This is a genomic window from Streptomyces sp. NPDC004752 (genome assembly GCF_053601275.1).
Window position 1 is genome coordinate 71,150 of record NZ_JBSGBN010000003.1, and the last position, 16,887, is coordinate 88,036.

16 protein-coding genes are annotated in these 16,887 nt (G+C 73.3%); 5 read left to right on the forward strand and 11 right to left on the reverse strand.

The window, feature by feature from the left end; all coding sequences use genetic code 11:
* Positions 1 to 315 precede the first annotated feature (315 nt).
* The 3 genes from rplT to infC all read right to left on the reverse strand — a co-directional run bounded on the left by rplT (position 316) and on the right by infC (position 1,768).
* On the reverse strand, positions 316 to 699 hold the full coding sequence (rplT, locus tag ACWEKM_RS02395) for a 50S ribosomal protein L20 (RefSeq protein WP_006141703.1): 384 nt from the start codon (positions 697 to 699) through the stop codon (positions 316 to 318).
* A gap of 101 nt (positions 700 to 800) precedes the next feature.
* Positions 801 to 995 carry a 50S ribosomal protein L35 gene (gene rpmI / locus ACWEKM_RS02400; protein ID WP_451619269.1) on the reverse strand — a complete coding sequence of 65 codons (195 nt, stop codon included), beginning with the start codon at positions 993 to 995 and terminating at the stop codon, positions 801 to 803.
* 110 nt (positions 996 to 1,105) lie between these two features.
* A complete protein-coding gene (infC, locus tag ACWEKM_RS02405) occupies positions 1,106 to 1,768 on the reverse strand; it encodes a translation initiation factor IF-3 (RefSeq protein WP_451619333.1) in 663 nt (220 codons plus the stop codon).
* Positions 1,769 to 2,145: 377 nt separating this feature from the next.
* Here infC and ACWEKM_RS02410 point away from each other — a divergent pair, with 377 nt between their 5' ends.
* Positions 2,146 to 2,523, forward strand: coding sequence for a DUF1844 domain-containing protein (locus ACWEKM_RS02410; protein WP_451619270.1), 378 nt, complete (start codon positions 2,146 to 2,148; stop codon positions 2,521 to 2,523).
* 13 nt (positions 2,524 to 2,536) lie between these two features.
* Here ACWEKM_RS02410 and ACWEKM_RS02415 read toward each other — a convergent pair whose 3' ends face one another.
* Positions 2,537 to 3,268, reverse strand: a complete 732-nt coding sequence (locus tag ACWEKM_RS02415) for an SseB family protein (protein ID WP_451619271.1) — start codon at positions 3,266 to 3,268, stop codon at positions 2,537 to 2,539.
* A gap of 150 nt (positions 3,269 to 3,418) precedes the next feature.
* Here ACWEKM_RS02415 and ACWEKM_RS02420 point away from each other — a divergent pair, with 150 nt between their 5' ends.
* The gene (locus ACWEKM_RS02420) at positions 3,419 to 4,483 is read left to right on the forward strand and encodes a serine hydrolase (RefSeq protein ID WP_451619272.1); all 1,065 of its coding nucleotides are present in this window, start codon (positions 3,419 to 3,421) and stop codon (positions 4,481 to 4,483) included.
* Between the two features lie 641 nt (positions 4,484 to 5,124).
* On the opposite strand, the gene mycP is transcribed toward ACWEKM_RS02420, so the two are convergent.
* Together mycP and ACWEKM_RS02430 are read right to left on the reverse strand one after the other, a co-directional pair.
* Positions 5,125 to 6,312, reverse strand: coding sequence for a type VII secretion-associated serine protease mycosin (gene mycP / locus ACWEKM_RS02425; RefSeq protein ID WP_451619273.1), 1,188 nt, complete (start codon positions 6,310 to 6,312; stop codon positions 5,125 to 5,127).
* Positions 6,309 to 7,403, reverse strand: a complete 1,095-nt coding sequence (locus tag ACWEKM_RS02430) for a hypothetical protein (RefSeq protein WP_451619274.1) — start codon at positions 7,401 to 7,403, stop codon at positions 6,309 to 6,311. Before ACWEKM_RS02430 ends, mycP begins: the two co-directional genes overlap by 4 nt.
* Positions 7,404 to 8,231: 828 nt before the next feature.
* On the opposite strand from ACWEKM_RS02430, the gene ACWEKM_RS02435 reads away from it, so the two are divergent.
* On the forward strand, positions 8,232 to 9,434 hold the full coding sequence (locus ACWEKM_RS02435) for an amino acid deaminase/aldolase (protein ID WP_451619275.1): 1,203 nt from the start codon (positions 8,232 to 8,234) through the stop codon (positions 9,432 to 9,434).
* 4 nt (positions 9,435 to 9,438) lie between these two features.
* On the opposite strand, the gene ACWEKM_RS02440 is transcribed toward ACWEKM_RS02435, so the two are convergent.
* The 4 genes from ACWEKM_RS02440 to ACWEKM_RS02455 form a co-directional block, all read right to left on the reverse strand.
* On the reverse strand, positions 9,439 to 10,350 hold the full coding sequence (locus tag ACWEKM_RS02440) for a DUF2510 domain-containing protein (RefSeq protein WP_451619334.1): 912 nt from the start codon (positions 10,348 to 10,350) through the stop codon (positions 9,439 to 9,441).
* Between the two features lie 74 nt (positions 10,351 to 10,424).
* The gene (locus ACWEKM_RS02445) at positions 10,425 to 11,216 is read right to left on the reverse strand and encodes a 3-oxoacyl-ACP reductase (protein WP_451619276.1); all 792 of its coding nucleotides are present in this window, start codon (positions 11,214 to 11,216) and stop codon (positions 10,425 to 10,427) included.
* The gene (locus tag ACWEKM_RS02450; RefSeq protein WP_451619277.1) at positions 11,213 to 12,625 is read right to left on the reverse strand and encodes an aldehyde dehydrogenase family protein; all 1,413 of its coding nucleotides are present in this window, start codon (positions 12,623 to 12,625) and stop codon (positions 11,213 to 11,215) included. The genes ACWEKM_RS02445 and ACWEKM_RS02450 overlap by 4 nt, the downstream gene beginning before the upstream one ends.
* 8 nt (positions 12,626 to 12,633) lie before the next feature.
* Positions 12,634 to 13,992: a glutamine synthetase family protein gene (locus ACWEKM_RS02455; RefSeq protein WP_451619278.1), complete on the reverse strand. Its 1,359-nt coding sequence runs from the start codon at positions 13,990 to 13,992 to the stop codon at positions 12,634 to 12,636.
* Between the two features lie 85 nt (positions 13,993 to 14,077).
* On the opposite strand from ACWEKM_RS02455, the gene ACWEKM_RS02460 reads away from it, so the two are divergent.
* Positions 14,078 to 14,815, forward strand: coding sequence for a FadR/GntR family transcriptional regulator (locus tag ACWEKM_RS02460; protein WP_451619279.1), 738 nt, complete (start codon positions 14,078 to 14,080; stop codon positions 14,813 to 14,815).
* Between the two features lie 392 nt (positions 14,816 to 15,207).
* Complete coding sequence (locus tag ACWEKM_RS02465; RefSeq protein ID WP_451619280.1) at positions 15,208 to 15,921, forward strand: gamma-glutamyl-gamma-aminobutyrate hydrolase family protein; 714 nt, start codon at positions 15,208 to 15,210, stop codon at positions 15,919 to 15,921.
* A gap of 11 nt (positions 15,922 to 15,932) precedes the next feature.
* Here the strand turns inward: ACWEKM_RS02465 and ACWEKM_RS02470 are convergent, their stop codons facing one another.
* A complete protein-coding gene (locus ACWEKM_RS02470; protein ID WP_451619281.1) occupies positions 15,933 to 16,859 on the reverse strand; it encodes a LysR family transcriptional regulator in 927 nt (308 codons plus the stop codon).
* Between the last annotated feature and the right edge of the window lie 28 nt (positions 16,860 to 16,887).

A 16,887-nucleotide genomic window follows, 5' to 3' on the forward strand; every position in this document is an offset into this window, starting at 1 on the left:
GGCACCTCGAAGCCGACGGCACGGCGATCCCCCAAGGGGCGCGGGGAACTGCGCGACCAACCCCCACCAACCCGCACCCGAAACGAAAACCGAGGACCCAACAGACGGCTGCCCGTGCCCACGGCACCTCGAAGCCGACGGCACGGCGATCCCCCAAGGGGCGCGGGGAACTGCGCGACCAACCCCCACCAACCCGCACCCGAAACGAAAACCGAGGGCCCAGCAGACGAAAGCCGAGGACGCCAACAGCAGGACCCGCAAGCCATGAAGCCTGCGGGTCCTTCAGTCACGTACGCGGCTGAAGCCAGCGCAGCGTCACGCGGCCTTGGGCGCGTTGACGTCCGACGGCAGCGCCTTCTGCGCGACCTCGACGAGGGCGGCGAAGGCGTTCGCGTCGTTGACCGCAAGCTCGGCCAGGATCTTACGGTCGACCTCGACGTTGGCGGCCTTCAGACCCTGGATGAAGCGGTTGTAGGTGATGCCGTTGGCGCGAGCAGCGGCGTTGATGCGCTGGATCCACAGCTGCCGGAAGTCGCCCTTGCGCTTCTTGCGGTCGTTGTAGTTGTAGACCAGCGAGTGGGTGACCTGCTCTTTGGCCTTGCGGTACAGGCGCGAACGCTGACCGCGGTAGCCGGATGCCTGCTCGAGGATCGCCCGGCGCTTCTTGTGGGCGTTGACTGCCCGCTTGACGCGTGCCACTTGTTAACTCCTTGTAGCGGGGCCGTGGTGGTACTCACACAGCCCGGAAACGACTGGGTCCCGGTCCTGACGCGGGGCGCTCGGCTGCGAGCGCCCGTGTGTCACTTGCCGAGAAGCTTCTTGATCTTCTTGGCGTCGCCCGGGGCCATCTCGGCGTTGCCGGTGAGGCGACGCGTCACACGGGACGACTTGTGCTCAAGCAGGTGGCGCTTGCCGGAGCGCTCACGGAGCACCTTGCCCGATCCGGTGATCTTGAAGCGCTTGCTGGAACCGCTGTGCGTCTTGTTCTTCGGCATAGCGCCGTTTCTCCTCGTCGGTGGCGCTCCGATGCCCGGTTGCGAGAACCGGGCACAGCAGAGCGTCGCTCTTGTTTCGGTTATGTCCTGGGGACTCGCGTCCCCCGGGATCACGCCTCGGCGGAAGCCTCCGCAGGGGCCTCGGCGTCCACGTCCATGGCGCTGTCGGGGTCCGCGGCGTTCTGCGAGCGGCCCGGATGGGCCTTCGCGGTCGCCTTGCGGGCCTCCTGCGCCTGACGGGCCTCGGCCATCGCCTCGGTCTTCTTCTTGTGCGGACCGAGGACCATGATCATGTTGCGGCCGTCCTGCTTCGGGTTGGACTCGACGAAGCCGAGGTCCTGGACGTCCTCCGCGAGCCGCTGCAGCAGTCGGTAGCCCAGCTCGGGGCGGGACTGCTCGCGACCACGGAACATGATCGTGATCTTGACCTTGTCGCCCTGCTTGAGGAACCGGACGACGTGACCCTTCTTGGTGTCGTAGTCGTGCGGGTCGATCTTCGGCCGGAGCTTCATCTCCTTGATGACCGTGTGCGCCTGGTTCTTGCGCGCCTCACGGGCCTTCATGGCCGACTCGTACTTGAACTTCCCGTAGTCCATGAGCTTGCACACGGGCGGACGGGCGGTCGCCGCGACCTCGACCAGGTCCAGGTCGTACTCCTGCGCAAGCTCCAGTGCCTTCGCGAGCGGCACGATGCCGACCTGCTCGCCACTGGGACCGACAAGTCGCACCTCGGGAACGCGAATCCGGTCGTTGATGCGGGGCTCGGCGCTGATGGATCCTCCTCGGTAGCACCACGCGACGGTCTGGCGGACAGCCGCGTAACGTCTGTTTTCGTGAGACCTAACCGCGCCGAAGCAGAAAAAACGCCCCGGACGATCACAGGCGGGGCTCCTCGCACTACCGGAGCACCATCGCGATGACCGCGGGGCGCGCTTTCGGGCGACTCCATCGTCCGTACGGAACGATGGTGGCCGCCTGACCGGAGACCCGCCGCCTCAGAAGGCGGTCAGGTGGGAGATCGGAGCCTCCACTTGTGGGCCGGGCACAGTCGTGTCCGGCCGGTCGTTCCTTCAGGCTAGCAGCCCGGGGCCGGAACGGCGAACCGAGGCCGACTGGGGTCCGGTCCCGCGCGGCGCCTATCGTGTCCCGCATGAGTGAGACCTCCCCCTCCGGCACCGCCGAGCAGCCCGACTTCGACGAGATGGCGCGCGACATCGCCGAGGTCCCCGCGGTCGAGGTGATCGTGACGGTCGCCGTCAACCTGATGAGCGCCGCGGCCGTGAAGCTCGGGCTTGCCCCCCATGAAGGGGAGGGTGACAAGTACAAGGACCTCGACGAGGCCCGCAAGCTGGTGACCGCCCTCGCCGGCCTGCTGGACGCGAGCGCGACCGAGATCAGCTCCTTTCACGCGGCGCCGTTGCGTGACGGCCTGAAGTCGCTGCAGCTGGCGTTCCGCGAGGCGTCGATCGTCCCGGACGAGCCCGGCCAGGGCCCCGGCGAGAAGTACACCGGCCCCGTGTACGGCTAGCCCGTCCGGCGGTTCATCCGCGTACGTACAGGGGCTCGCCCGGGGGCGTGGTCCCGGCCGGCAGCAGCGCCAGGTCGAGGCCGTGCACCAGGCGGGCCCGCAGTGTCTCGTCGGCGGCGATGCGGCCCGCGACGGCACGGGCGGCCTCGGCGGGTTGCGCCGCCGGGTCGAGGACGAGGGCGAGGGTGCCGTCGGCCCGGCCGGCACCGAGGTGCGCGCGCAGCACGGCGGGCTCGGCGGCCACTGCGCTCCGTACCGCCTCCCGCACGGCGGGGTCGGCGAGCGGGTCGGCCGTCGTACGGCCCTCGGCCAGCGCGAGCAGCGCGGGGCCGGTCAGTTCGAAGGGCACCGGGCCGGACATGTCCAGCACGACCGTGTCGGCCTTCTCGTGCGCGGCGGCCTGCAGCGCCTGGTGCAGCGGTACGGCGACGGGCCTGGCGGCCGGGTCCCAGCGGGCCAGCGACGCGGTGGAGGTGAAGGCGGGCAGAGCGGTACGGGATCCGGCCCGCAGGGTCGGCACGGCCATGTCGCTGGTCTTCTCGCGGCGCAGCCCCTGCTCGTCCTCCTCCGCCTCGCCCAGGACGGCCACGACCGGAACGAGCAGCCGGGCTCCCTTGAGCGCCTCCAGGACGGGACCCACGGCGGTGCGGTCCTCGGCCCAGGCGGCGAGCGCGGCGCTCAGCCTGGGGTCGGCGGATCCGTCGTCGTCGGGGAAACCGGGGTCGGGAATGTTCTTGTTCGCCACGGTCGACGACCCTATCGGGGGGCTGCCGCGGGGCTTGTGCGGGCCCCGAAAACTCGCGGTCACGGATCTCACCGGAATCTCAGCCGTCACTGACGAGCTTCTCAGCCGCGTCCAACGGCCTGCACAGTCCGCGCCCCGAGCATCGCCGGCATGGAGTCCCGCAGAACCCGCCGACGCGGCCGGTCCCTTCCGTCCGTGCGCCGTCCGTCCAGACGCCGTCCGCCGGCGCACACCGCGCACACCGGGCTCGCGGTGATCGCGGTACTCGCGGGGCTCGCCATCGTGGGGACGACGGCCGGCGGGACGGTGTATGTGTCGGCGCGGGCGCACTCCGGCGGCGGGGACATATCCTCGGCGGCGTCGCCGTCGGCCTCCTCCTCGGCCCCGGCGGGCGAGGAGGAATCGGTGCGGCCGGTGACGGAACCGACGGTGGACCGGGACACGCTGCTGAGCACGGCGATGGCGGCGCTGGCCGTCCCGTCGGGCGCACGGGTGGCGGCGGCCGTGCTCGACCTGGACTCCGGCGAGCGCGCCGTCCATGGCGACGCGACGTTCGACACGGCGAGCATCGTCAAGGTCGACATCCTGGCGGCGCTGCTGCTCCAGGTACAGGACGCGGGACGGCGCCTCACCGCGGCGGAGCGGGCCCATGCCACGAAGATGATCGAGAACAGCGACAACGACTCGGCGTCGGCGCTGTGGCGGAGCATCGGCGGCGCGGACGGGCTCGACGCGGCGAACGAGCGCTTCGGGCTGACGGACACGACCGGCGGCGACGGCCCGCTGTGGGGGCTGACCCAGACCACGGCGGCCGATCAACTCACGCTGCTCCAGCAGGTGTTCCGGGACGAGTCGGAGCTGAGCGAGGCGTCGCGGGAGTATCTCCAGGGGCTGATGGAGACCGTCGAGTCCGATCAGCGGTGGGGTGTCTCGGCGGTGGCCGACGGCTCCGGGTGGGCCCTGAAGAACGGCTGGCTCGCGCGCAGCACGACCGGGCTGTGGGACGTGAACAGCATCGGCCGGGTGCGGGTGGACGGCACCGCGTATCTGGTGGCCGTGCTGACGGAGGGCACCGCGTCCCAGGCGCGCGGCATCGAGCTGGTCGAGGCGGCTGCGCGGGCCGCGGTGTCGACGTTCACCGGGCAGCCGACCCCGGCCACGACATCCGCCCACCCCTCAGCGACACCGACCTCATCGGCGCCCCCGGCAGGGTAGCCCCCGCGCGGCCACCCACCCCATCAACGGCCCCGGCACACCGTCCCGGCGTGGGCGCCCGTCCGGCCAGCGGTCCCGGCACGGCAGGCCCAGCGCGGCCACCCATCCCATCAACGGCCCCAGCACGACAGTCCCAGAGCAGACGCCCAACTCGCCAACGGTCCCAGCAAGACGATCCCGGCGCGGATACCCAACCGGCCAGCGATCCCGGCACGGCAGACCCAGCACGCCCACCCACCCCATCAACGGCCCCAGCACGACAGTCCCAGAGCAGACGCCCAACTCCTCAACGGGCCCGGCAAGACGATCCCGGCGTGGGCTCCGGGTCGTCAGCGTTCCGGCCACGCAGACCAAGCACGACCACCAACTCCCTCAACAGCACCCCCGCCAACGCGGGCCTGGCGCGACCGCCGGACTCGTCAACACCCCCGCCAACGCGACCCCGGCGCGACCGCCGATCTCGTCGGCACGCCCGCCAATACAACCCCAGGACAACCACCCACTCCCTCAACACCCCCGCCAACGCGGTCCCGTTGGAGCCGCCGGGGTCGTCGGCGGGCACGGCGAGGTGATCCCGGCGCGGGGGTATCCGCGGGCGTTGGTCGGCTGGGGGCGGGGTTCCCGGAGGGCAGGCCCTGGGATCAGCGCTCCGTTGTGCGTCGGCCGCGCCACAGGACCACCGCGGCCACCAGCAGCACCCCGCCGATGCCGCCCGCGAGGGGGCCCGCCCAGTCCGCGGTGTCCCCGGCCTGCTTGGCGGCGTCCGGGCCGGGCCCGAAGTACTTCTCGCCGTACACCGCCGAGTGCAGACCCTGTGGCTTGAGCCGGCCGGCCGCGCCGATCGCGGCGGCGGGGTCGACGAGGCCGAAGCCGCGCGAGTCGTCCCGGCCGCCGCTCGGCGCGTCCCGGGCGGTCTCCTCCAGGAGCCGTTTGATCTGGGCCGGGGTGAGGCCCGGGTGGGCCGCCCTGATGAGCGCGACGGCACCCGAGACGAACGCGGAGGCGGCGCTGGTCCCCCAGCCCTCGTAGTACTTGTGGTCCGGGTCGGCGATGACGATGTCGACGCCGGGCGCGCTGACCGTGGCGTACCAGCGCCGGGTGGAGAAGTCGGCACGGGTGTCGTAGCGGTCGACGGCGGTCGCGGCGATCACACCCGGATAGGCGGCCGGGTAGGAGATGTGGTCACCCTTGTCGCCGCCGTTCCCGGCGGAGGCGACGACGACCACGCCCTTCTTCAGGGCGTACTGCACGGCCTCGTCCTCGCTCGGCTCCGGGTGCGCGGAGTCGGAGTCGTCGCCGAGCGAGAGGTTGATGACGTCGGCGCCGTGATCGGCGGCCCAGCGGATGCCCTCGGCGAGGGCGTTGCCACGGGTGGAGCGGGCCTTGGCACGGGCCGAGTCGTCGTCCTCAAGGATCACCCGGACGGGCAGGATCCTGGCCTCGGGGGCGATGCCCATGACGCCGTCGGCGTTGCCGGGTCCGTGGCCGTGCGCCGCGATGATGCCGGCCATGGCCGTGCCGTGCTTGGCCCAGGCGACATCGCCGGGCTCGGCGCCGAAGCCGACGAAGTCCTTGGTGGGCAGGACGTTCCCGGCGAGATCGGGGTGGTCGGCGTCGACTCCGGTGTCCAGGACGGCGACGGTGACGCCCTTGCCCTTGGTGGTGCGCCAGACCTCGTCGGTGTGCAGGGCGGACAGGGCCCACTGCTGGGCGCGTATGCCGTCGGCGTGCGCGACGGTGGACGGCAGGAGGGCGAGTGCGCCGGCGAGCAGGAGACTCAGTGCCGTGCCGGTCGTGCGCGGGCGGTGGCCGCCCTTCGTTCGCCTCATGAGGGCTTCTCCGTGGCCGGGCTGACGGTCTGGCGCAGGCGTCGTTCGATGCGGTCGGCGAGGCCCTGGGCCTCCTGGCCGAGGCCCGCCTGGGCGGGGGCGGTGGTGGCACCGGACTGCTGGGCGTCCGCGGCGGGCTGGGGCGCGTCGACGGTGCGGCCGTCGGCCCAGCCGGAGACGGCGTAGGCCACGACGGGGGCGTCGGTGAGCACCGAGATGGTCCAGGAGGCGCGCTGCTTGTCGCCGAAGCCCGCGGCGAGGGTGTCCTTCGCGGCGTACGGGCGGGGCATCAGGTCGGTGCGGCGGTCCAGGCGCTCGTCCTTGAAGCGGGCGGCGAGGGCGGACATGGCGGCCGGGTCGGCCTTGGTGAACAGCAGACCGACGGTGGTGACATGGCTCTGGGTGGCGTCCGTGTAGGTGGCCCGCAGCAGCCGTTCGCAGCCGAGGGGGGCGAGGAGCCCCCGCAGCAGCGGGTCGAAGGCGTGCGCGCAGCCGCTGTCCGGGGCGACGGCGATCCGTGTCCAGGTCCGGTCGGCTCCGCCGGGTCCGGCGCCCTTGCCCTCGACGCTGGGCGGGAACAGTTCGTCCACGGGCATGCTGTGCCACAGGTCGCCGGCCGCGGCGAAACCGCTCGTGCTGCCCGCGGCACCGGCGTCACCGGTGAGCCAACTCCCGGTCACGGCACCGCCGATGAGGCCGAGGCCGAGGACCAGGCAGGCGGCGGCAGCGGCGGTACGGGGACGCAACCGCGCGCCCAGCGGCCGGGGCCGCGCCCGGTCGTCGTACCCCTCGGGCGCCGCGAACGACACGACGGGCCGCCCACCGCCGGGCGGCGGGTACGCGCTCCACGACAGCGCCGGGTCGGGGGTGATGGCGGATTCCGTCCGCCCCGGGAACGGCCCCGGGAAGTCATCGGGCCGCCAGGCCCCGACCCGCGGCCCGCCCGGAGCGGCGGCGGCGCCGGGCCGGACCGCGGGCCGCAGCGGCACGGCGGCCACGCCGGACCGTGCGGCAGGCGGCGGCGGTACGGGTCCCGGGCTGCCGTCCGAGCCGGACTCGCGCTCGGGATCGAGCTCGGGCTCAGGCGGCACCGGCCGCAGCCCGGCAGTCGACTCCGACGAGGTCCCGGCGGGCGGACCGGACGGCCGCGGCGGAACAACAGGCGGGCGTCCAGGACGCGGCGGAAACGCAGGCCGCCGCACATGCCGATCCGCCCCACCGGACCGCAACGAGCCGGAAGCCTCATCACGGCGCGGGCGGGAATCCATGGCCGGCGGGGCATCCGGGAAACGGGCCGAGGCAGGCGGCGGGGGCGGCCCGGCGGTCCGGCCCGCCTCGCCGTGCGACGTGGCGGAGGGCACGGCCGGGGACGCGGCGAGGTGCGGTGGAGGTGCGGGGTTCGCGGGTTTCGCCGTGTGTGGGACGTCGCCCGCCGTGTTCTCCGTGGTGCCGGTCCGCTCGGGATTCTCACCGATCCCGGCCCTCCCGGTCACCCCGGTCGCCCCGGTCCTCCCGGTCGCCCCGGCCTTCGCGGCTCTCTCACTGTTCTCGCTGGTCTCGCCGGTCTCGCTGGTCTTCGGGGGGCTCTCGGGGGTGTTCGTGGGGGTCGGGCGCGGAGGGATCGGGGCGTGGCGCGCTTCCGTGCTCATGCACCCCCCGTTTCCTCGTCCCCGGGCCGTCCCCTCGGTACGCGGGCGGTCCTGCTTCTCACCCGGGCCCGGTGCGGTCCGTCCCGGGCACGCATACCCGCACGGACGCAACGGCATCCCGGCGCGGGGCCGCGGCCGGTGGCGTTCCGTCGTACGTGCGCGTCACTCTACGGGTTGTTCCACGGCGAACGGGAACCAGTCCGCGACGCCGGGGCATCTGCCCGGAACATCCCCCTACCCTGCGGTAATCCCGTCTGGCAGGCTTCGGTCATGACCGCGCGACCCGCCGACCGGGCCCGTTACGACCGGGCCACCGCCCATCTGGACGCCCCACTCGCGATCGTGGACCTGGATGCCTTCGACTCCAACGCGGACGACCTCGTGCGCCGGGCCGGCGGGAAACCGATCCGTGTCGCCAGCAAGTCCGTGCGTTGCCGTGCCCTGCTCGAACGCGTCCTCGCGAGGGACGGCTTCCACGGCGTCCTGTCCTTCACCCTGGCCGAGTCGCTCTGGCTGGCGCGTTCCGGGTTCGACGACGTCCTGCTCGGCTACCCGTCCGCCGACCGGTCCGGTTTCGCCGAGCTGACCGCCCACCCCAAGCTGGCCGCCGCCGTCACCGTCATGATCGACGACCCGGCCCAGCTCGACCTCATCGACGCCTCCCGCGCCGGCGGCGGCGAAGTCGTGCGCGTCTGCCTGGAGTTGGACGCGTCGCTGAGGCTGTTCGGCGGCCGACTGCGGGTCGGGGCGCTGCGCTCGCCGCTGCACTCCCCCGACCAGGTCGCCGAGTTGGCGCGGGCGGTGGTGCGGCGCCCCGGTTTCACGCTCGTGGGGATCATGGCGTACGAGGGCCATATCGCCGGCGTGGGTGACTCGGTCGCCGGCCGGCCGCTGCGCTCGCGGGCCATCCGGCTGATGCAGGCGACCGCGCGGCGTGAGCTGGCCGAGCGGCGGGCCGCCGTGGTGCGGGCCGTCCGGGCGGTGGCGCCCGGCCTGGAGTTCGTCAACGGCGGCGGCACGGGCAGCGTGCAGCACACGGCCGCCGAGGACGCCGTCACCGAGATCGCCGCCGGTTCGGGGCTGTATGTGCCGCGCCTGTTCGACAACTACACGTCGTTCACGGGCCGTCCGGCGGCGCTGTTCGCGTTGCCGGTCGTGCGCCGGCCGGGCGTCGGGGTGGTGACGGTGCTCGGCGGCGGCTATCCGGCCTCCGGCGCGGCCGGGGCGGACCGGCTGCCGGTGCCGTATCTGCCGCGGGGGCTGCGTTACGACCCGCAGGAGGGGCCGGGCGAGGTGCAGACGCCGCTGCTCGGTGCGCCCGCCGACGATCTGCTCGTCGGCGACAAGGTGTGGTTCCGGCACGCCAAGGCCGGTGAGCTGTGCGAGCGGTTCGAGGTGCTGCACCTGGTCGAGGGGGACGCGGTGACGGCGGCCGTGCCCACCTACCGGGGCGAGGGCCACACGTTCCTGTGACGGGTCAGCTCGACGGGCCGAGGCTGCTGCCGACGCCGCCGCCGGTGTCCGCGTCGCCCACTGTCCGGATGCCCCGGGTGATCTCGTCCATGTCGGACAGCGGGGGCCCGTCGGGGCCCGCGTCGAAGACGAAGCGGACGATGACGGGCGCCTCGGTGCCGACGCTGGACGGGAAGGCCAGGGACTGGACGTAGCCGCCGGGCCCCTTGGCCGTCGTGATCCGCCAGCGCACGTAGTACCCGGCGCGGCCGGCGACCGCGACCTGCCCCGAGGCGACGAGCCGATGGGACTCGATGCCGTCGAAGGGCCGCTGCCCGATGGCGTTCTCGTCGTATGCGGTGTCCGCGGCATCGGAGATGTCCTTCTTGACGAGCGCTTCGGGCGAGGTCCCGTCGGCGGCGCTCGCGGTGCGGGTGCTGACCAGGCCGTGCCGGCACAGGCCGACGCCCGCCGGGCAGTCGTAGGTGCCGTCCGTGGTCATGACGACGTCCTGGTCGGCGACGTACTGCGGGCGCACCCAGCCGTCGGGCAGCGGCAGCGTGATGCCGTTGAGCTGGTCGACGACCACGCCGGGGTCGTCGACCGAGGAGCCGGAGGCCGACGGCGGGTCGGACGGCGACGGCGACGAGGGCTGCGGGTCGCTGGGGATGGGCGTGGCCGAGGTGTTCGCCTCGGTGGCACCGTCGCCCTGGTGGTCCGTGCGGAGCACCAGGGCGCCGGTGACGATCGCCGCGACCAGCACGGCGCCGGCGGTGACCAGCGCGACCGTCTTCGCCCGCCCGAAGGCGCGGTCCGGGGCCGCCGACGGGACCGGCGCTCCGGGCGAGCGGCGGTGCTCGGTCCAGGCGCTGCCGTCCCACCAGCGTTCCAGCTGCGGGGAGTTCGGGTCGGGGTACCAGCCGGGCGGCGGCGTCATGCTCATCCCGGCACTGTAGGCCGGGGGTCCGTGTCGCGTACACGGTGTCCGACCCGCGGGCGGGCGCGGTCCGGTCACATGGGGGTGACGTACGCGCCGGAGATCCCGCCGTCCACCAGGAAGTCGCTGGCGTTGACGAAGGAGGAGTCGTCGCTGGCGAGGAAGGCGACGGCGGCGGCGATCTCCTCGGCCTCGGCGAACCGGCCGAGCGGGATGTGCACCAGGCGGCGGGCGGCCCGCTCGGGGTCCTTGGCGAACAGCTCCCGCAGCAGCGGGGTGTTGACCGGGCCCGGGCACAGCGCGTTGACCCGGATGCCCTCCCGGGCGAACTGCACGCCGAGTTCGCGGGACATGGCGAGCACCCCGCCCTTGGAGGCGGTGTAGGAGATCTGCGAGGTGGCCGCGCCCATGCGGGCCACGAAGGAAGCGGTGTTGATGATGGATCCCCGGCGCTGGCGGCGCATATAGGGGATGGCGGCCTTGCAGCACAGGTAGACGGAGGTGAGGTTGACCTCCTGGACGCGTTTCCATGCCTCCAGGCCGGTCTCCAGGATGGAGTCGTCGTCGGGTGGGGAGATGCCCGCGTTGTTGAAGGCGACGTCGACGCTGCCGTAGGTGTCGTACGCCGCCTTGAACAGCGCCTCGACCTGCTCGGGGTCGGTGACGTCGACTTTCACGAACGGCCCGCCCAGTTCGTCGGCGGCGGCCTTGCCGCGGGTCTCGTCGACATCGCCGCAGACGACGTGGGCGCCCTCGGAGGCCAGTCGGCGGGCGGTGGCGAGGCCGATGCCGCTGCCCGCTCCGGTGACGACGGCGGTACGGCCGATCAGTCGGCGGCAGATGATCTCAGGGGTCTCGGCGGTCACTGTGCGGGGCCCTCCGTGCTGATGAAGACGTTCTTGGTTTCGGTGAAGGCGGTCAGGGCGTCCGGGCCCAACTCGCGGCCGAGGCCGGACTGCTTGACGCCGCCGAACGGGGTCCAGTAGCGGACGCCGGAGTGGGAGTTGACGGACAGGTTGCCGGCGCGGACGGCCCGCGAGACCCGCAGGGCGCGGCCGAGGTCCCGGGTCCACAGGGAGCCGGCCAGGCCGTAGGGGGTGTCGTTGGCGAGGCGGATCGCGTCGGCCTCGTCGGTGAAGGGCAGCAGCACGGCGACCGGACCGAAGATCTCCTCGCGGGCCGCGGCCGAGTCGGGTCGCTCCCCGGTGAGCACGGTCGGCGGGAACCAGTAGCCGGGTCCCTCGGGGGCGGTGCCGCGCAGGGCGGGCGCGTCGGCGGGGACGAAGGACCGTACGCGGTCGCGTTGCCGGGCGGAGATCAGGGGGCCCATCTGGGTCTTCGGGTCGGCCGGGTCACCCACCACGACGGCGGCCAGCTCGTCCGCCAGCAGCTCGCGGATCTGGTCGTGCACCGACTCCTGCACCAGGATCCGGGTGCGGGCGCAGCAGTCCTGGCCGGAGTTGTCGAGGAAGGAGAACGGGTCGACGGCGGCCGTGAGGTCGGCGTCGGCGAAGACGATGTTGGGGCTCTTGCCGCCGAGTTCGAGGGTGACCGGTTTGACCAGGCGGGCGCACCGCTCCATGACCTCGCGGCCGGTGCGGGTGGAGCCGGTGAACACGATCTTCGCCACGTCGGGGTGGTCGACGAGTGCCCGGCCGGTGATGCGGCCGTGTCCGGGCAGCACCTGGAAGAGGTGGTCGGGCAGGCCCGCCTCCAGGGCGAGTTCGGCGAGCCGGAGCGCGGTGAGCGGGGTGGTCTCGGCGGGCTTGAGGACGACGGCGTTGCCCGCGGCGAGAGCCGGGAAGCTGCCCCAGGCGGCGATGGGCATCGGGAAGTTCCAGGGCGCGATGACCCCGACCACGCCCAGCGGCTCCTGGAAGGTGACGTCCCAGCCGCCGGGTACGGGGATCTGCCGGCCGAGGAGCCGTTCGGCGCCGCCTGCCGCGTACAGCAGCAGGTCGCGGGCGTTGCCGGCCTCCCAGCGGGCGTTGCCGGGCAGATGACCGGCCTCGCGGACCTCCAGCCGCGCCAGTTCCTCGATGTGGGTGTCGACGGTGTCGGCGAAGCGGCGCAGCAGCCGGGCCCGGTCGGCGGGCGCGAGGGCGGCCCAGCGTGCCTGTGCCCTCGCGGCCCGTACGACGGCGGCGTCGACGTCGGCCGCGGTGGCGGCGGGGACGGTGGCGACGACTTCTTCGGTGGCGGGGTTGTGTACCTGGATTTCGGGTTCGGGGGGCAGCTCGTCGCACGAGTCGTATGCGTCGTATGCGTCGGACACAGCGGGCCTCACATGCGTTCGAAGGAGCGGCGCAGCTCCCAGTCGGTGACGGCGGCGTCGAAGGCGTCCAGTTCGACGCGGGCCAGGTTGCGGTAGTGGTCGACGACCTCGTCGCCGAAGGCGGCCCGGGCGATCGGGCTGGCCGTCCAGAGCGCGGCGGCCTCCCGCAGGGTGGTGGGGACATGTGCGAACCCGGCGGTGTAGGCGTTGCCGGGGCAGGGCTCGGGCAGTTCCAGTTTCCGTTCGATGCCGTACAGCCCGGCCGCCACCAGGGCGGCGACCGCGAGGTGCGGGTTGACGTCACCGCCGGGCAGCCGGTTCTCGAAGCGCAGGGAGCGGCCGTGGCCGACGACGCGCAGGGCGCAGGTGCGGTTGTCGTGGCCCCAGGCGACGGCGGTCGGGGCGAACGAGCCGGGCTGGAAGCGCTTGTAGGAGTTGATGTTGGGCGCGTACAGGAGGGCGAAGTCGCACAGGGCCGCCAGCTGTCCGGCGAGGAAGTGCCGCATGACGTCGGTCATCCCGTCGGGCCCGGCCATCGCGCTGCCGCCGTCGGTGTCGGCGAGCGAGAGGTGGATGTGGCAGGAGTTTCCCTCGCGCTCGTTGTACTTGGCCATGAACGTGATCGAGACGCCCTCCTGGGCGGCGATCTCCTTGGCGCCGGTCTTGTACACGGCGTGCTGGTCGCAGGTGACCAGGGCCTCGTCGTAGCGGAAGGCGATCTCGTGCTGGCCGGGGTTGCACTCGCCCTTGGCCGATTCGACGGTGAGCCCGGCACCGGCCATGTCGTTGCGCAGGCGGCGCAGCAGCGGCTCGATGCGGCCGGTGCCGAGGATGGAGTAGTCGACGTTGTACTGGTTGGCCGGGGTCAGCCCGCGGTAGCCCGCGTCCCATGCCTGCTCGTAGGTGTCCTTGAAGACGATGAACTCCAGCTCGGTGCCGACCTGGGCGGTGTAGCCGAGCCGGGCGAGCCGCTCCAGCTGGGTGCGCAGGATGTGGCGGGGCGCGGCGGCGACCGGGGAGCCGTCCGCCCAGGCCAGGTCGGCGACGACCAGGGCGGTGCCGGGGTGCCAGGGGATGCGGCGCAGGGTGTTCAGGTCGGGGTGCATGGCGAAGTCGCCGTAGCCGTTGTCCCAGGAGGACATGGCGTAGCCGTCGACCGTGTTCATCTCGGCGTCGACGGCAAGCAGATAGGCGCAGCCCTCGGCGCCGTGGCGGAGCACCTCGTCCAGGAAGAAGCGGGCGGCGAACCGCTTGCCCTGGAGCCGCCCTTGCATGTCGGGGAAGGCCAGCACGACAGTGTCGATCTCACCGCTCGCGACGAGGGCGTGCAGTTCCTCGATGCCGAGCGGCGGTGTGCGGTCTGCCACGGGAGAGTCTCCTTCGGCTTCTTCGGCCGGCCGGGAGCCATAAGGTATTGCCGATAACCATTGGTTGGGAAGGGGGCACGACGGGATGGCGCGGGACACGCGGCGGGGGAGGCCGGACGACCGGCTCGCGCCGGTGCTGCGGCCGGTGCGGGCGGGCAACGGCTTCGAGGCGGCGCTGGAGCAGATCCTTCAGGTCGTGCGGCTGGGTCTGGTGCCGGGCGGCGAGCGGCTGCCCGCCGAGCGGGAGTTGGCGCAGCGGCTCGGGATCAGCCGGGTGACGCTGCGCGAGGTGCTGAAGGTGCTCCAGGACCAGGGGCTCGTGGAGTCCCGGCGGGGGCGCTACGGCGGCACGTTCGTGCTGCCCCGGCCGGACGCGGGCGGCGAGGACGAGCTGCGGCGCCGGGTCGCGGCGGTCGACATCGACGATGTGCTCCGGTTCCGGGAGGTTCTGGAGGTGGGCGCGGCGGGGCTGTGCGCGGCGCACCCGCCGGCCGGCGGTGCGGCGGAGCGGCTGCGGGCGGCGCTGGCCCGCACGCACGACGCGCCGCCGGCCGAGTACCGGCGGCTGGACACCCTGTTCCATCTCACGCTGGCCGAGTTGTCCGGCTCGCCGACGCTGGCCGCGCAGTACGCGGCGGTCCGGGCGACGGTCAACGACCTGCTCGACTGCATCCCGCTCCTCGTCCGCAACCTGGAGCACTCCCAGCGCCAGCACACGGCACTGGTCGAGGCGGTCCTGGACGGCGACGCGGACCGGGCCCGGGAGACGATGCGAGAACACTGCGCGGGAACGGCGGCACTGCTACGGGGGTTCCTGGCATGAGGGGCTCGGCGCGGCACCGAGCGGAGGGAGCGCGCGACCCGGTGCGGGCGCCATCCGGCGGTGAAAGGGGCGGGTGGGGCGCACACCCGGTGCGGGCGAGCGGACGAGGATTCACCCAGCCGGACACACACCCCGCCGACCGACACCATCAGGCAGACACACACCCGGCCGACCGACACCATCGGGCAGACACCCACACCACCCACCGACGAGACCGCCGAACAGGCACCCTCCGCACGCGGTGGCCCGCTGGGAGCCGTCCCCGACGGCACCGCCCCTGACCGCTCGACGCGGCAGTGTCCTGTCGTCGCCTGCCGGACAGGGGCTTGCTCGCGATCGGATTCGCGGTAAAGGTATGCGTGCTAGCCATTGAGGGGGCGGAGGAGGGTGTCATGGCGGACCGGCCGTTGATCGGGGTCAGTACGTATCTGGAGTCCGGGGCATGCTGGGGGGGTTGGGAGCTGGCGGCGGCGCTGCTGCCGGCCGGTTATCCGCGGCTGGTGCAGCAGGCCGGCGGGCTGGCCGCGATGCTGCCGCCGGACGGACCCGAGCACGCCGCGGCCATCGTGGCACGGCTGGACGGACTGGTGATCGCGGGTGGGCCGGACGTCGAACCGGTCCGCTACGGCGCCGTGCCCGACCCGCGGACCAATCCGCCGGACCGCGCCCGGGACGCCTGGGAACTCGCCCTGATCGACGCCGCGTTGGCCGCGGACGTGCCGCTGCTCGGGATCTGCCGGGGCATGCAGCTGCTGAACGTCGCGCTCGGCGGCACGCTGGTACAGCATCTGGACGGGCACGCCGAGGTGCCGGGGGTCTTCGGCCGGCACCCCGTCAAGCCGGTCCCCGGCACGCGGTACGCCGGCATCGTCCCGGAGGAGACCTCCGTACCCACGTTCCACCACCAGGCCGTGGACCGGCTCGGCAGCGGGCTCGTGGCCTCGGCGCACGCGGCGGACGGGACGGTCGAGGCGATCGAGCCCTCGGAACCCGCCGGCTGGGTGCTGGGCGTGCAGTGGCATCCGGAGATGGGCGAGGACCTGCGGGTGATGCGGGCGCTGGTGGCGGCGGCCGGACCGCCGAAACGTCCCGGGGCGGCCGACTGAACGGTTCCCGGTCAGCCGCGGGTCAGCGACAGCAGCTCCCGGGCCGGGCCCGTCGGCCGGTGCCCCGTCCGCCAGACCGCGCGCAGATCACGGCCGAGGGACATGTCCCGCACGGGGATGCGGACCAGACGGCGCAGGCCCAGCTCCTCCCGTACCGCGAGTTCGCTCAGGACCGCGGGTCCGGCGCCGCTGACCGCGGACGCCTTGACCGCCGTGGTGGAGGACAGCTCGATCAGCGGGCGGGCGAGACCGCCCAGGGCGGCGTCCAGGACCTGGCGGGTGCCCGAGCCGCGCTCGCGCAGGATCAGCGGGGTACCGGCCAGCTCGTCCGCGGCCAGCGGGCTCCGGCGGCGGGCCCAGGGGTGCGCGGGGGCGGTCACGACGATCAGGTGGTCGTGCCCGATGACCGCGGAGTCCAGGCCCGCGGGGACCGTGAGGCCCTCCACGAAGCCGAGGTCCGCCTCGTCCGCGAGCAGCCGCTCGGCCACCGCCGTCGAGTTCCCGGCCAGCAGGGAGACCGCCGTGTCCGGGCGCCCCGCGCGCAGGGCCAGCAGCCAGCCCGGCAGCAGATACTCGGCGATCGTCATGCTGGCCGCCACCCGCAGCCGCGAGTCCCGCCGGTCCCGCAACGCCTGCGCGCCCGCGTCGAACGCCTCGGCCGCCTCCACGATCCGCCGTGCCCAGTCGGTCACCAGCACCCCCGCGTCGGTGAGGCGGGAGCCACGCGGCGAGCGGTCCACCAGGGCCACGCCCAGCTGCCGCTCCATGGAACGGATCCGGCTGCTGGCCGCCGGCTGACTGACGCCCAGCTCCCGGGCCGCCGCGCCGAGACTGCCGGTACGGGCCACCGCCAGCAGCAGTTCCAGCGCGCCGAGATCGGGCACCCGATGGCCCAGCGATCCCGGCCCGCGCCGCCGCCGCTCCTCCGCTTCACTCATAAGACCAGGTTATGCCCTGATAGAGACG